Source organism: Prosthecobacter algae (assembly GCF_039542385.1).
GTDB classification, from domain to species: domain Bacteria; phylum Verrucomicrobiota; class Verrucomicrobiia; order Verrucomicrobiales; family Verrucomicrobiaceae; genus Prosthecobacter; species Prosthecobacter algae.
The window spans coordinates 46,667-62,059 of record NZ_BAABIA010000004.1; the positions used below are offsets into that span (position 1 = coordinate 46,667).

The 15,393-nt window shown below is 57.3% G+C and carries 8 protein-coding genes; 3 read left to right on the plus strand and 5 right to left on the minus strand.

Going from position 1 to position 15,393, the window contains the following annotated elements; all coding sequences use genetic code 11:
• Positions 1-38: 38 nt before the first annotated feature.
• On the minus strand, positions 39-1,115 hold the full coding sequence (locus tag ABEB25_RS10145; RefSeq protein WP_345736288.1) for an SPFH domain-containing protein: 1,077 nt from the start codon (positions 1,113-1,115) through the stop codon (positions 39-41).
• 115 nt (positions 1,116-1,230) lie between these two features.
• Positions 1,231-2,034, minus strand: a complete 804-nt coding sequence (locus ABEB25_RS10150; RefSeq protein WP_345736289.1) for an alpha/beta fold hydrolase — start codon at positions 2,032-2,034, stop codon at positions 1,231-1,233.
• A 248-nt stretch (positions 2,035-2,282) separates the two neighbouring features.
• Between ABEB25_RS10150 and ABEB25_RS10155 the strand changes: the two genes are divergently transcribed.
• Together ABEB25_RS10155 and ABEB25_RS10160 are read left to right on the plus strand one after the other, a co-directional pair.
• A complete protein-coding gene (locus ABEB25_RS10155; RefSeq protein ID WP_345736290.1) occupies positions 2,283-7,604 on the plus strand; it encodes a choice-of-anchor D domain-containing protein in 5,322 nt (1,773 codons plus the stop codon).
• 68 nt (positions 7,605-7,672) lie between these two features.
• A complete protein-coding gene (locus tag ABEB25_RS10160; RefSeq protein ID WP_345736291.1) occupies positions 7,673-10,918 on the plus strand; it encodes a UvrD-helicase domain-containing protein in 3,246 nt (1,081 codons plus the stop codon).
• Position 10,919: 1 nt separating this feature from the next.
• Here the strand turns inward: ABEB25_RS10160 and ABEB25_RS10165 are convergent, their stop codons facing one another.
• The 3 genes from ABEB25_RS10165 to ABEB25_RS10175 are packed head-to-tail and all read right to left on the minus strand — an operon-like array spanning position 10,920 to position 13,905.
• Positions 10,920-11,693 carry a hypothetical protein gene (locus ABEB25_RS10165; protein ID WP_345736292.1) on the minus strand — a complete coding sequence of 258 codons (774 nt, stop codon included), beginning with the start codon at positions 11,691-11,693 and terminating at the stop codon, positions 10,920-10,922.
• Entirely contained in the window at positions 11,690-13,192 is a 1,503-nt protein-coding gene (locus tag ABEB25_RS10170; protein WP_345736293.1) for a thermonuclease family protein, read from the minus strand. Before ABEB25_RS10170 ends, ABEB25_RS10165 begins: the two co-directional genes overlap by 4 nt.
• Positions 13,192-13,905 (minus strand): hypothetical protein, encoded by a 714-nt coding sequence (locus ABEB25_RS10175; protein WP_345736294.1) that lies wholly within the window; start codon positions 13,903-13,905, stop codon positions 13,192-13,194. The genes ABEB25_RS10170 and ABEB25_RS10175 overlap by 1 nt, the downstream gene beginning before the upstream one ends.
• Positions 13,906-14,086: 181 nt before the next feature.
• On the opposite strand from ABEB25_RS10175, the gene ABEB25_RS10180 reads away from it, so the two are divergent.
• The gene (locus ABEB25_RS10180; protein WP_345736295.1) at positions 14,087-15,373 is read left to right on the plus strand and encodes an outer membrane protein assembly factor BamB family protein; all 1,287 of its coding nucleotides are present in this window, start codon (positions 14,087-14,089) and stop codon (positions 15,371-15,373) included.
• Positions 15,374-15,393: the final 20 nt, after the last annotated feature.

Genomic DNA, 15,393 nt, shown 5'->3' on the forward strand with positions numbered 1-15,393 from the left:
GTTTCCAGATGCGGGCCTGTGGAAGGATGCTAGCAGGATCAGTGAGAAAGGAACTCATCCAGCGCCGCCTTGGTGATGCGGTACTGGGTGCCGATCTTTTTGCCTTTGAGATCCCCGGCTTCGATGCTGGCGAGGACATCGCCTTCAGTCACGCCGAGGGTCTGGGCCACCTGGGCCGGAGTGAGGATATCAGCTACCGGTGCAGCAGCAGGGGCACCGGCCGGAGCACCGGCTGCGGGGGTGGCCTGAGGCTGGTTAGGATTGAAAACACCCTGAGCAAACATTTGGTTAGCCATGCCAAAGCCCATGGCGATTTCTGCGGCTGCCCCGGCAGGGCCTCCGCCTTCGCCTTTGGCCATGCCTTCGGCCATCTGGAACTTCACGTAGTCGTTCAGGTTGCCGATGGCGCTCATGCTGCTGCGCTTGTCGATCGCGGCTTCGACTTCTGGCGGCACGCTGGCGTTTTCCAGAAGGAAGGTGGTGATCTCGATGCCGTATTTGCTGACGGTCGCCGGATTGATGATCGGCAGCAGGGCATCGCCCAGCTCGCTGTAACGGGTGGCGAGGTCCAGCACGGGAACCTTGGCGCTGGCCAGGGCATCGGTGAAGACGCTGACGATGCGGCTGCGCATGGTGTCGGCGAATTCATCCAGGCGGAAATGGTGGTCGGAGCCGGCGACTTCCTTGAGGAAGACCTTGGGGTCCACAATCTTGAAGTCAAAGGTGCCGAAGGCGCGGACGCGGACGATGCCGAAGTCCTGGTCACGCATCATGATGGGGTTGCTGGTGCCCCATTTGTTACCCGTGAAAAGGCGGGTAGTGACGTAATAGATGTCCGCCTTGAAGGGGGACTCAAAACCATATTTCCAGCCTTTCAGCGTGGAAAGGATGGGGATGTTATCCGTGGTGAGGCTGTGTTTGCCAGGCTCAAACGTATCGCCAAACTGACCCAGGTAAACGAACTGGGCCACCTGCGACTCCCGCACGATGAGTTGGGCACCGCGTTTGATTTCCTTGTCCTCGTCCGGGAAACGCCAGGAGAGCGTGTCGCGTGAGTCATCTGTCCACTGGATGATTTCCAGGAACTGTCCTTTGAGGTAATCCATGAGGCCCATAATCGTGTGAGGTAGAGAGTTGTGATGTCCTAGCGTTTGAGACTGGCGGCTGACAGCGGAATCATAGCACGTTTAAAAGACTGTCTGTTACGATTCCGCGCTCAATTTATCATCTTCAGTGCTTCAACAGCCACTCGGTGGTGCGTGGGTTAAAGTCGGACAGGCACTCCCAATGGAAGGCGTGGCCGGCATTGTCATAGAGATGAAGGTCGGCACCTGGGATGGTGGCGGCGACTTCTTCGCCCATCCATTTTGGCGTGAAGACATCGTCCTTACCACCGATGACGAGGGTGGGGCACTGGACGTTTTTCAGCTCGCCGATGGTGTTGTGAGTGATGGCGGCTGCGGCCTGGGCCTCCATGGCATGGACGGGCTGAGGGGCCGGATTGGTCGCGGCGTCTTTCAGGCCCTGCTGCATGTTGTTCCAGCAGTCGTCGTTATCAAACCACGGCTTGGTGAAGATGAGCATTTGCACGTAGTGCATGAAGTCTTCCGGGCGCATGGTGGCCTTGCACTTCATCATGTGCTGCCAGGTGTAGAGGCCGAAGCGGTCCTGCCGTGCCCAGGTACACATGAGGATCATGCTCTTCACTTTCTCCGGATGGCGCAGGGCCAGTTGCTGGGCGATGACGGAACCCAGAGAGCAGCCGACGACGCGGGCCTGCTTGATGCCCAGTTGGTCCATCAGGCCTGCATAGTCATCAGCCATCATGGCGCTGGTGTAGGGGCCCTCGGGCTTGTCGGTCTGGCCGACGCCGCGATTGTCGCCGAGAATGCAGCGGAAGTGCTTGGACCATTCGGCCGCGTGCGCCTCCCAGACACCGCCGGGAGCGGTGACACCCATGATGCAGACCAGTGGCTCGCCGCTGCCGCGTTCTTCATAGTACATCTGGATTCCGTTGGTGCTGACGTGAGGCATGGGATTGAGGGAAGGTAGGTTGGAGGTGAGGAGTAGTCGTCCAATTTTAACGAACTGGAACCTTCTGGGATTTAGCGGAAATGCATGCCTGCGCCAAGCAAAAGTCTTGAAGTTGTCAGGTGCAGCCCTGGTGAGCACATCTGGGCCCGTCTGAAACTTGGTGGTAAATTACGTTAAAATTATTTTATAAATTGTGTCGTTTTCTTTCGTTTATTAAGATGAAATTATATTAAAATATTAGCGGTTTTATGATTTTAGCGATTCATGGTGTTCCTCTGCTTGCAATGCTGTGTGGTGTATTCTTTTTTACACAATCTGTTGTATATGCAGATAGGGATGTGAGCTTGACGAAGGATACTCCACGGCTGAGTGATGCGAAATCGTTTCCGATTAATCGATTAGGGGAAGAGGTGGAAAAACAACACAAAGTTGACGGCCCTAGAATTGTAGGAATGGATGGCGGGGCGCAGTTAAGCGCGCAGTTTCAACAACTCGCCGGAAAAGTTTCAATGGAAGGGCTTTGGCTGGAATCTACCGATGAAGAAAATCCAAAAGGTCAGCCTTTTCGTGTAATTGCCACAGCCATTGGTCGAAAGGGAGGAACCAATTCAAAAAAAATGGCGCAAAATGGGAAAGTTGAAGTAAGTGCGGAGCTGGTTTCCTTCACTCGCCCAGGATTAACAGAAGAGTATCGAGTCAGTGTGGATGGTGTGAGACAGGATTTTGTTGTTTCAGAGGCCCCGTCAGGAGCAGGTGAACTAATTGTAACATTAAACGTGGATGGTGCACGCCTGACGCCGATAGATGACGGGGTGGTTTTGACTGTGAAGGATAGCGGAAGGGAAATAGCCTACAGCAGATTGAAGGTGACGGATGCAGAAGGACGTGAATTGTCGGCATTTTTTTCTATCAATGAACCTTCTGAAATGATTATCAGCGTGGATGATGACGATGCCGTTTATCCGGTTAGGATTGATCCGACTTTTAGTGATGCAGATTGGTTTGGTATGTACGGAACTCCAGGTACCGATAAAAGCGTTTTTGCGACGGCAGTAGGTCCAAATGGCGATCTTTATGTGGGTGGATCGTTTACTCACATGGGCCAGTTGGCTGTCAATTATATTGCTGTTTGGAGAGGGAGCTCATGGTACCCGTTTGGATCTGGTTTTAATGGTGAAGTTAGATCACTCGCTTTTTCGGGTAATAATCTTTATGTAGGTGGTGCCTTTTCTCAAGTTGGGTCTTTACCTGTTTCTTGTATCGCTTGCTGGGATGGTAATACTTGGAAAAGTTTAGGATCAGGAACAAACGGTATAGTTCAGGCGATCGTAGTGTCAGGTTCGAATGTTTATGCTGGGGGAAGCTTTAGTGTAGCAGGAGGCGTAAATGCGAATGGTATTGCCAGATGGGACGGCGAAATCTGGAGTTCGCTGGGAAGTGGTACAAATGGTGATGTGAAGACGTTAGCCACCTCTGGGGGGATGTTGTATGCTGGAGGCAATTTCACTTTAGCAGGCGGAAATGTTGTCAATCATATAGCCCGCTGGAACGGAGTTGAATGGGCATCCATGGGACAGGGATTCAATGCTGCAGTTCATGCGGTGGCGGTGATGGGCACCCTGGTTTTTGCAGGGGGTGAATTTGAAGCTTCCTCTTCCTTGAGTGTGAAGCATATTGCTTGCTGGAGTGGTGGTTCCTGGGCTGGGGTAGGACAGGGAATGAATAATGCTGTCACTAGCTTGGCTAGTTCCGGTTCTGATTTATATATTGGAGGGATTTTCTCTCAAGCTGGAGGGATCACAGCGAATCATATCGTGCGTTGGGATGGGGCGGAATTCAGTCCATTGGGAGAGGGGGTGGATGGAGCTGTGAATGCTGTGGCAGTTTATTCCGGGAATGTTTATGCTGTTGGTGATTTTACGATTGCGGGGAATTTAATCGCGAATCGAATTGGTCACTGGGATGGGGCTGTCTGGCGCGCTTTAGCGCCCGGTATTAATGGATCAGTACATGCAATTGCTATTGCTGGTGAAGATGTGTATGTGGGTGGGGAATTTGGAGCCGCTGGTGGGCTGTATGTGAGCGGGGTAGCTCATTGGAATGGCAGCTCTTGGAATAGGCTGGGCTCTGAACCTCTGGGACCCATTTACTCCTTGCTGGCATTTGAGGATACCGTAATTGCGGGAGGTTTGATGCATGCCACTTTAGGGGGGGCTGTTGCGGTGAATATTGCACGTTGGGATGGCAGTCGTTGGCATGCCATGGGGGAAGGACTCGGGGGTGCAGTGAGATGTTTGGCGAAGTTTAAGGGCGATATTTATGCGGGTGGAGGGTTTCTCGCATCAGGTCAACAGACAGTGCCTCGGCTTGCAAAATGGAATGGCAACTCTTGGACGGCCCTGGCAGCCAGTCCTAACGAGGTAGTTACTTGCCTTGGAGTTTCAGGGGATTACTTATATGTTGGTGGTCTTTTCACTCAGGTCGGGTCTTTGTCCACCAATCACATCGCACGCTGGGATGGATTTTCCTGGAGTAGTTTAGGAGTAGGTACCGATGATACAGTTCAGGATATTGCTGTGTCTGCTTCTGATGTTTTTGTGTGCGGCTCTTTTGTTTATGCAGGGGATGTTAGAGCCAAAGGTATTGCGCGATGGGATGGTGACACATGGCATCCCCTTCAAAGCAGTGTTGATGTAGCTGGGGTTTCCTCTATAGTCGCTTCAGGACCCTACATATATGCGGCTGGGGTTTTTAAATTTTCCTCTATGAATTCCTCTAGGATTGTCAGATGGAATGGTAGGGAATGGCAACCTCTCGGCACTTCTGCTAATAACCCAGTTTTATGTTTGGAAGCTACCGATACTGATCTATATGCGGGGGGTAACTTTACTCGCATAGGTAATAAAGCTGTCGGTCGAATTGCTCATGCGGTGCTTCCCCCGGAACCTGAAATTAGCGTCAGGGGGAATGCTCTGGAAATCCTAAGCGAAGACATGATACCGAAGATGGAGGATCATACAGTATTCGAAACGGGCAATGTGGGTGGTGCGCCTGTTGGGCGCACGTTTACGATTTTGAATTTAGCCAACGCAGACTTGGCTCTTATCGGGGAAAACAAGGTTACAATTACTGGTTTACACGCAGCAGACTTTTCGGTGTCAACCCAGCCTGTAAACAATATTGAGGCCTTTTCATCCTGCCCCTTCAATATCAGTTTTCATCCGACAGGGATAGGCTTGCGCAGGGCTGAAGTCCATATTGCTAATGATGATGCCAATGAAAATCCGTACTTTTTTACTATCGAGGGACAAGCTGTTGCGCCTGAAATTTATTTAACGGGAAATGCCAATGAAATTCCGGATGGAATCAGTGATCCTGATGAAATCAATCATACTTATTTCGGTGAAACTATTCTTGGGTTTCCCTTGCATCGTCATTTCACGATCAATAACAGTGGAGATGGTGATCTTTATATAGAGCAAGTAAAAATTTCGGGCATTCATGCAGCGGATTTTTCTATTGAATCGTCACCTTCTATGACCGTGAATCCTTCTGGTTTGAGTCAATTCGGGATTCGGTTTAATCCTTCAGGCACAGGTTTGCGCAAAGCCAGGGTGGAAATTTTCAACAGCGATTCAGACGAGAGTACCTATATATTTGAAATTGAAGGACATTCTTCCGATCTTAAACCGGTGGCGCAGCCACAGATGATTAGTTTCATTTCGCCTTCTGAGGCTTTCAAGGGACAAGTGGAAATCCCTGTGCAAGCCACTTCCACTTCGGGGCTACCCGTCACTTTGACAGTTCTCTCGGGGCCTGCGACGTTAGGAGACAACACGCTGACTTTCACGGGGGGCGTGGGCCCGGTCAAGATCCGTGCGAGCCAGGAAGGCAATGTCTTTTTCAAAGCGGCCAAACCGGTGGACCGGATCATCACCATCCAGGAGGATCCGACCACCCTGACCCTGGCCAATCTGGTGCAGACTTACACGGGCACGCCTCGTGCCATCACCACGCTTGGCGCAGCGGGTGCGGTGGTCACGTATAACAACGATCCTTTGGCCACGCCCCCCACGCAGGCGGGCAAGTATCCGGTCAAGGCGGTTGCAGGAGGTGTCACGCGAACAGGCATGCTGATCATCACGAAAGCTCCGCTGACGGTGATTCCTGACTTTCAGCGTAAGCTGGTGTCGCAGCCCAATCCGGTGCTGACACTCGCCTATCAAGGCTTGCTGGGGGCGGACACAGTCGAAGCCGCAATGTCTGTCGCCCCTGTGGGCAAAACCACTGCCAAAGGCACCAGCCCGGCAGGCAGCTACCCCATCACTCCTGGCGGTGGGGTATCGGCGAATTACAGTTTCATCTATGTCAAAGGCACCTTGTTTGTGGAGGGTTTTGCCGGGCAGTATGAAGCCTTGCTGACGGACGAACTGGGAGATGCAAAGGCGAAGCTGGAGATGACCATTGCGGCCTCGAACTCGACGTTCACGGGTAAAATCACATCTGCGGTGGATGCGAAGACGGTGCCTGTCACCGGTGGCCTAACCACTTCTTTCGCTTCGGAATCGGCGGCGGGCATGGGCAGCGGCAAGTCCGGCAGCACGATGTATCAGGTGACGGTGAATGTGCCTCTGGAAGGGGACCTGACGGTTTCAGCCACCCGCGATGGTGCGGCGCTGGGCTCGGCCCTCGACGGCAAAAAACTGCTGGTGCTGGTGAAGCCGGCCACGCTTTCATACACGGGGGCGCATACGCTGCGGCTGGCCCCTGCGACGGGTGGGGCGGTGATGCCTGCCGGGTCTGGCCATGCGACGGCCAAGGTCAATGCCAATGGCAGTCTGGCGATCGTTGGAAAACTGGCCGATGGTACGACCCTGACGGCAACGCTGGCAAGTGACCGGGAGGCCGGGTACCGACTGTTTGCACTGCCTTACAAGGTGCGTCCGGGTAGCTACTTGGCCGGTAAATTTAATCTCCTGCCGCAGCCGGATCTGCCGGGGCGTCGTCATGTTTCCCAGGCATCGGGCACGCTGCTGCTCTGGGCCAAGGCAGGCAAAGCCACGGATACATCCTACCGGGACGGTTTTGGCACAGTTGGCGGTCCTTTGGAGACACAGTTGACGATAGATCCCTGGCTGCCTCCGGTGGCGGCCAAAGGCGCTGCGCCTGCGGTCACCCTGGCACAGCGCCTGGGCCTGGCTGGCAGCGCGCTGGGGGTGGTGCATGGCACGATTGACAGCACTAGTGCCATCGGCCTGCCGACTTCGGTTTCTTTGGGCAGCAACAATGCCGTGACGATTCTGCTGCCGGTGACATCGCCGCTGAATGCCACGGGCTGGAAGGTGACGCTGGTGCCTTCGACGGGGGCCTTTACAGGAAGCTTTCTGCTGAAGGATGAAGTGGCTGGGAAACCGGCCCCACGTCCGGTGAAATTTAGCGGGGTGCTTCGGCAGGCACCCAGTGCGGAGCTGGGTGGAATTGTGGGTGCAGGGCATTTCCTTCTTCCGGCCCTGCCAGGGGCGGCTTCGAATGAGATGGTCTCGGGAGAGATCCGATTTGTCCGGCCTTAAAGGTTTCCGTTTTTGACAGAATGGGGCATATATGGAGCGTGTGGTCCGCCACGCCCATCCCGCCACCTATGCCCGCAGAATCCAGCTCTCTGAACCACCTGCTCATCAGTGCCTCGGCAGGCTCGGGCAAGACGTACCAATTGGTGCGCCGATACCTGCATCTGCTAGGTCTGGGGCAGGAGGCGGAGGGCATCGCAGCGATGACCTTCACCCGCAAGGCGGCGGGGGAGTTTTTCAACCGCATCCTGCAAAGGCTGGCGGAGATGGCCGAGCATCCAGAACGGGCGGCCGCCTTTTTTGAAGGCAGCCAGCCAGCGGTGGATGCCTCCCAGGACTATGGCCAACTGCTGCGCCGGGTGATCCGCCGCATGCACCGTCTGCGTCTGGGCACCATGGACAGCTTTTTTGCCAATGTGGCGGCCTGTTTCCCGATGGAGCTCGGCCTGCCTGCCGGGGCCAGGGTGATGGATGAGGATGAGACGCGTCAAGCCCGCCGCGAGGCTCTGGACGGACTGCTGGAACGGCTTTATCAAGAGGACAATGGGGCCGCCCAGCAGGTGCTGATGGAGGCGTACAAGCAGGCCACCTTTGGAGCGGAGGAAAAGACGGTGGACAGCACGCTGCAAGACTGGCTGGCCGATGGGCTGAGCCTGTGGGAGGACAGCCGCATGAGCCAGTCTGCTGGAGCCGTGCCCGGTGCGCCTGACTACCGTGGCTGGGGAAACATGCGGGCGATCTGGACGGAGCGTCCTGAGGCCGCCCCGCTGGCCGATGCCATCGCCGAGGTTCGTTCGACCTTTGTGCCTCTATCGGATGCAGGTGTGGATTTGCTGGAGGAAACGCTGGCGGCGGTTTTGGAAACGGTCCCAGGTATGTCATTGCCCAAGCGGACCAAAGAGCTGCTGGAGAAAGCCCAGGAAAAATGGGCGGACCTGCTGGCGGGAGATGCGGAACTGATGTGGATGCGCAAAAAAACTCCGGTCAAAGGGGCTGCGGCCAAGGCCTTGGTGAAACTGGTGCGCACCCTTTTGGCTCGCGAATTTTTGGTGCGGGCGGAACGCACGCGCGGGCTGGCCTCCGTGATTGTGCTGCTGGCTGAAGAGTATGCGCAGAAGGTGCGCTCCCGGGGCCGTCTTTCCTTTGCCGATGTGCAGCGGCTGCTCTCCAAGGCTGCCGAGCAGGAGTCCCCCTGGGGCACTGGGGAAGGGGACCTTTGGTTCCGTCTGGACGGCCGGCACCAGCACTGGCTGCTGGATGAGTTTCAGGACACCAGCCGTGTGCAGTGGAGGGTCATCGGCGGCCTCGTGGATGAAGTGATCCAGGATGACAGCGGGGAGCGCAGCTTTTTCTCGGTGGGAGATCCCAAGCAGTCGATTTATCTCTGGAGGCAGGCGGAGCCGGACCTCTTTGACGACATTCTACGGGCCTATCCGGCCAGCGGTGCGCGTGGTCTGCACACGGACCGCCTCAGCCAGTCCTTCCGCAGTGCCCAGCCGGTGCTGGATACGGTGAATGCGGTGTTTGGGAACCGTGTCACTTTGGAGGAGCTGCTGCCTGATGGAGCCCTGAAAGGATTCGCCTTTGAACCGCACACGGCGGCCCAGACGCGGCTCACGGGACATGCAGCGCTGATTTCGCCCACGCCTGAGCTGGATGTGGAAAACCCCACCACACATCTCACGGCAGAGCTTTTGAAACAGGTGCAGCCGCTGCAGCGTGGACTCACCTGTGCCATTTTAGTGCGGTCAAACAAGGAGGCTCGCGAAATGACGGAAGAACTCCGCGCGACCACCGGCATGGAGATTGTGTGTGAATCGGATCAGCATCCTTGCACGGACAATGCCCCAAACTTGGCCTTGCTGTCGCTGTTGACTCTGGCGGCCCATCCGGGTGACAAGCAGGCTCTGGAGCATCTGCGCATGACCCCTTTGTGGGCGCGGATTGAAACGACTGAAGACTCCTGGCACCTCACGGTGGCCAAGGTGCAGAGCCTGGTTTTTGAAAGGGGCTTTGCGGCCTTTTTGGAAGCCTGGACGCCTCATCTCTGGCAGGTGCTGCCGCAGATGGATGCCTTCCACATCAAACGCCTGGGGCAGATGGCGGATATTGCGGCTGAGTTCGATGCCTCGGGCAGCCGTGACCTGGATGCTTTCATCGAGTTTGCCCGTGAGTACCTGTTGCGCACGCGCGGTGCTGCGGCGGCGGTCCAGGTGATGACCGTGCATGCTTCCAAAGGGCTGGAGTTTGATGTGGTCATCCTGCCTAGTCTGAGCGGCAAGGCGATGGATCAGGCGATGTGGGAGGAACTGCTGGTCAGCCGTCAAGAGGGCGGCGTGCGCTGGGTCTTGGAAACTCCGCAAAAGGTGTTCTGCCAATTGGATGCGACCCTCAGTGCGGAACTGAAGGAGAGCCGTCGTCGCACCGCCTTTGAGTCTCTGTGCCGCCTCTATGTGGCGATGACGCGTGCCAAACGCGGTCTCTATTTTGTCACGGAAACCGAGCCTGCCACAGGCAAGGCGATCAAGGAATCCCGGCTCCTGCGCATGACCCTGGGGCGGGATGGAAGCCGACCTCTGGCGGAGGAAGACAACACGGGAATCATCGAGTGGGAAACGGGGCAGGCGGACTGGTTCAAGGCGCATCCTTATGTGCCGGAGCCCGTGCCAGTGCCGGTGCTGCTGCATGCTCCGCTGGGGGAACTTCTGCGGGAGACGCAGCCTCTGCCGCGTCGCCGTACTCCTTCCGGTGAGGAAAGCTTCAAGGTCAAAGGCAGGATTCTCTTTGGGGAAGGCCGGGAGCCGGGCCGCCGTCTCGGCACCCTTGTCCATGAATTGTTTGCGGAGGTGGAATGGACGCCTGCCATGGATGAATTGGAGCCACACTGGCTGGCGAAAGGTCTGATCACGGCTGAGGATCTTCAGGCCACAGAAGGGCCTGTGGCCGCTGCCCTGGCGATGGTGCGCGGAGTCCTCCAGGCGGAAGCCTGTGCGGCGGCCTTTGCCCGTCCAAGCCCGCTGGCTCAGGTCTGGCGTGAACGTTCCTTTGACCTGGTGCTGAAGGGGGAATGGATTTCCGGAACCTTTGACCGCGTGGTCTTGAACCGTGATGCTGAGGGGCGTTACGTTTCGGCCTGGGTGGTGGACTTCAAGACGGATGAGGTCTCCGGCGAAACTTCCTTGCAGGAAAAGCTGGCCGGGTATGGACCCCAGATCGCGCTTTACCGCAATGCCATCTCCAGGCTGACCGGCGTGCCGGAAAGCGCGGTGCGATGCAGCCTGCTGTTCACCCGACTGCGCCAGTTGGTGGATCTGTGATTCAGTTCACCGCAGCCGCACGCGCACGGGCGATGACCAGTTGTCGTACCAGCAGCTCGCTGCTGCCCCGGATTCCCGCGCTGAGGCGCAGGATCTCTCCTTTGGCCTCGGTGGTGAGGGTGATCTGGCCCAGGCGCATCACCCCATAGGTGGTGGCGCTGGCCGTCATTTTGCTGGCATCTACGGATGCCTCTGCCTTTTGACTCGCCAGGGAGACCTGGATGGTCATGGGCTGGGTGAGAACGGGGCAGGCGTAGTTCAGCACAATGTCATAGGTGCCTGCGGGCAGGGATTCGATGCGCCAGTCGATCTCGCCGACGGCGGCGGCATCTGGGCTGGCGCTGCCGCTGGGAGTGGGCGTGATGCTGCGGGCCAGGGCCGGTGTGAGGGCAATGAAAGCACGCGTGTTTTTCACCAGCGCTGGCATGGGCTGGGTGACGGGCATTTCAGACGGGGTCTTGAGTGACTGCACGGCGGCGGCTAGGTCCACCACGCCACCGCTGGTGATGATGCCCTGGATGCGTTCGATCTCACTCTGGTAAGGCTTGGGATCATCCGCCTGGGCCGCGAGTTTTTGCAGGTCGGTGATGTACTTGCTCAGCAGCGGGATGTGCTTGGTGCGCAACTGAAGCTGGTAGATGGTTTCCATCTGCCGGAGGCGCGAGCTCTCGCTGCTCGCCGCCACGGGGGCTGAGTTGACAGGCAGGGACACCTGGGCCAGCCCGGCAGCAGGGATCGCCAGAAGGCTGCTGAAAAGAAGGTGCCTCAGGTTCATGGGGGGGAGTCCTCCGAAAGTGACCACGCACCTGGGGCGGGCTTTTGGCGGCGTGCCGTCTTTTCCCGGTCTAACAAGGAATCGAACAAGCCGTTTTCCATCATCCCTCGCCTGTCCTTTGGCGGCATGACGGCGGCGAGCCCCTGGTCCACCAGTACATTTTGATAAAGGCCGATTTCGGGCAAAAATACGAGGGCGTTGGAGGTGCCGTCTTTGCTTTTTCCAGGACGCACCAGCACGCGCAGATCCTTGCCCTCCAGATACCCGGCGGTGAACTCCTGGGCGGCCCGTCCCAGCGGGGTGACATCGCTGCTGCCGAGCCGGAAATGCTGTGCAAAGGTCTTGGACGCCTCCTTGTCTGAATCGTCGAGCGGAGCACACTGCAACCACAGCAGACGAATGGTGAGGCGGCGGCCTTCGTGCTCAATCATGAAACGATCCCCCTGATTGCCTGCATCCTCGACGAAGCGGGCACCGTCCAGATCCTCAAAGCCGTTGAGGCCGCCATTGTTGCCCAGCATGCGCAAAGGCCCGGCTGTCTGGCCTCGGCTGTTCTCCATCAGCTTCAGCAGCCGTTTGATTTCCGCATCCGCAGAATCTGCCAGCGCCGGATTGCTGGTGGCCAGCGCCCGGATGTTTTCCAAGTAGCTGTCCACGATGGGCTTTTGTGCGCTGGTGAGAGCTTCGTTGAGTGATTTTTTCAACGAATCGAGGGTAGGGCCTTCCGGGGCTGGGCTGGTGATGGTGGGGGCTTCCACAGTAGCGGGCAACAGCCGCAGATTGCGCAGGCGGAGCAGATTGCCCGGATAGCCCGTCGCCGAGGTCAGCCGTAGGGTCACCGGACTGCGTGTGAAGTTGACAGGGCCGATTTTCACCGCCTCGAACGTCGTGTCATCGTGGCTGAGTTTGATCTCAAAGGAGCGCCGATTTTCGGCGGCACCTGCGAGAAGGGAAACCTCCAGAAATTCGAAAGCCGCCGTTTCCTGTGGCTGAGAACGACCAGGAACGAAAGTCCCGGGAAGGGATGGCAGTTCGACAAGGTTTGCCTCGAGTTCCAGATAGTATTTGCCGGGGGAGAGCCGCAAGTTCGACCATTCTGCCCCGCTGCCACCCGTGCGCCAGCCGGTGATCAGGTCCCCACGAGATTCGGCGGAGCCGATGAAACGGGCCTGGGCTGGCAGCAAAGGAAAGGCCAGGGACTGTGCCAGAGGTTCATCATTGGAGGGATACAGGGCCTTCAGTTCGGCCCGGCGCTGTTGCACCAGCCTGGCCTCTTCATAGTCGGCTGCTTCGGCCAGTTCCTGTTCCACTTTGGCAAGCGCACGCTCATACTGGTCGGTCAGCGTCTGCGAATCTGCCATGACCTGCCGCAGGAAACCTGCACGTGTCACCGCCAGCGGGGCAGGGTCCGGTTTCTGGGCCATCGCCGTTCCCAGGCACAAGCCAACGACCACCAGGAGGCGGATGCCAAAGAGAAAACTGGAAGGCCGGGCGTTCATCACTTGCTGGCTGGCACCAAATCGACGGCCAGCAGTTGCATCAAATTGTCTTTCAGGACGGTACGTGCCGTGATCTTCAGGGGGCCTGTGCCATCGGTGATTTTCAGCGTGCCGAGATTCTTTTCCTGAGGCCCCTTCAGCGTGGTTTCCACATCGGCCATCAGACTGAAGCGGGTCTCTTGCACAGCCAGGGCGCCGCCTTCGAGGGGGGTGCAACGGTAGCGCAGCACCACCTCGTAACCCCCAGGTGGAAGGTTGTTCAGTTTCCATTCGGCCGTAGCACCGGGTTTTGCCCAGCCGGTGATGGCTCCTCCATCCCGCCTCACGCCGGAGAGTTTGGCAGACTCCAGCGACAGGCGAATGCGGTCCGGCAACATGCTGGAGCGGATGGATTGCTCGCGGGTTTGCAAAAGCAGCAGTTCTTTGTCGAGCCGTTCAAGTTCGGTCTCCAGCCGTTTGCGGAGATCGCGTGCCTCAATCGCTCCTGTGTAGTCGCGGGTTTCTGCGCGGCTTTTTTCCAGCAGGATCAGCTCTGAAAGGTGCTTTTTGAGAGGGGTCAGGCTGGTTTCCAGGATGTTACGCTGAAAGCTCAGCCTCGCCAGATCCATGGTGCGCTTCGGGTCAGGCTCGGCACCGGGCACGACCGTGGGGGCGGCCAGCAGCGCCAGTCCGCCAAGCCACAGGCAAAAGCCGGATACAAGCGCGAGGTTCACAGAAGAGAGATTAGGGCAAAAACTATGCCGATTTGATCGAAAATCAGGCATGGCAACGACCCTATCCAAACCAACGTCCGTGGCAAGGCCCGTGTTGTAGGCATTGGGGTCGAAGGGTGTGCATCGTGGAAGAAAGAGGAGCTGTGCAACTTCTCCCCTCGTAATCGGTTTCACCTCCCCCATGAAGCTCCCCCTTTTGCTCACCGCCCTGTCCTTCGCCAGCCTTCAAGCCGCTGATTGGCCTCGTTTTCTTGGTCCTAACGGGGCGGCCGTGGTGGAAGAGGTTGCGGTGCCCACGACCTGGTCGCAGACGGAAAACCTGGCCTGGAAGAAGGACCTGCCGGGTCCGGGTTCATCCAGCCCCATTGTGGTGGGGGACAAGGTGTTTGTCACTTTCTGGAGCGGCTATGGGGACAAACCGGAGGCCAAGGACCCCAAAAAGCTTCAGCGGCATCTTCTTTGTCTGAATCTTGCGGATGGCAGCAAACGCTGGGAAACCATCGTCGCCTCTTCGGCGGAAGAGGACCCCTATGAGGGGTTCATCACGGAGCATGGTTATGCCACCCACACCCCCGTCAGTGATGGTGAGCACGTGTATGTCTTCTTTGGCAAAAGCGGGGCCTATGCCTTTGATCTGGAAGGCCAGCAGCTCTGGAAAGCCTCTCTAGGCACTGGTTCGGGAAGCCGTCGTTGGGGTTCCGGTGGCAGTCCCATTTTGTACAAGGACATGCTCATCGTGAATGCCACGGATGAGAGCCAGGCCCTCTACGCTCTGGACAAAAAGACTGGCAAACAGCTTTGGAAAGCCAAGGGAGACAAGATTGATCTGGCCTATGGCACCCCTTCCATCATGGAATCTGGAGGCCGGACGGATCTCGTCTTTGCGATTGCCGATGAAGTCTGGGGTTTGAATCCGGACACTGGCAAGATGCGTTGGTTTGCCACCCATGGCCTGCCTGGGAACATCTCTCCGTGCCTGATCCAGGATGGCGACAAGGCCTATCTTTTTGGCGGTTATCCCACCCAGGGCAGTGCGGCCATTAAGCTGGGCGGGCAGGGGGATGTCACCGCCACCCACATCCTGTGGACCAGCAAGACCAGCTCCTATGTGCCGACTCCGGTGCTGCACAAGGGCCATCTTTATGTCGTCAATGATCAGGGTTTTGCCATCTGCATGGATGCCAAGACGGGCCAGGACATCTACCGCGAACGGGTCATTGATACCGGCGGCGGTCGTGGCCGGGGCAAGCCCTTTTATGCCTCTCCCGTGCTCATCGGCGATCGTCTCTACTGTGTTTCACGCCGGGGCGGCACCTATGTCCTGGCGGCAAAACCTGTGTTTGAGCGCCTGGCCCATAACACGCTGACGGGGGATGAATCGCAGTTTCACGGCAGCCCGGCGGTTGTCGGAGATCGCCTGCTGTTGCGGAGTGAGAAGGCTCTGTATTGCATCCAGGGCTCCAAGTAAAAGGGAGTCCAGGCTGGACC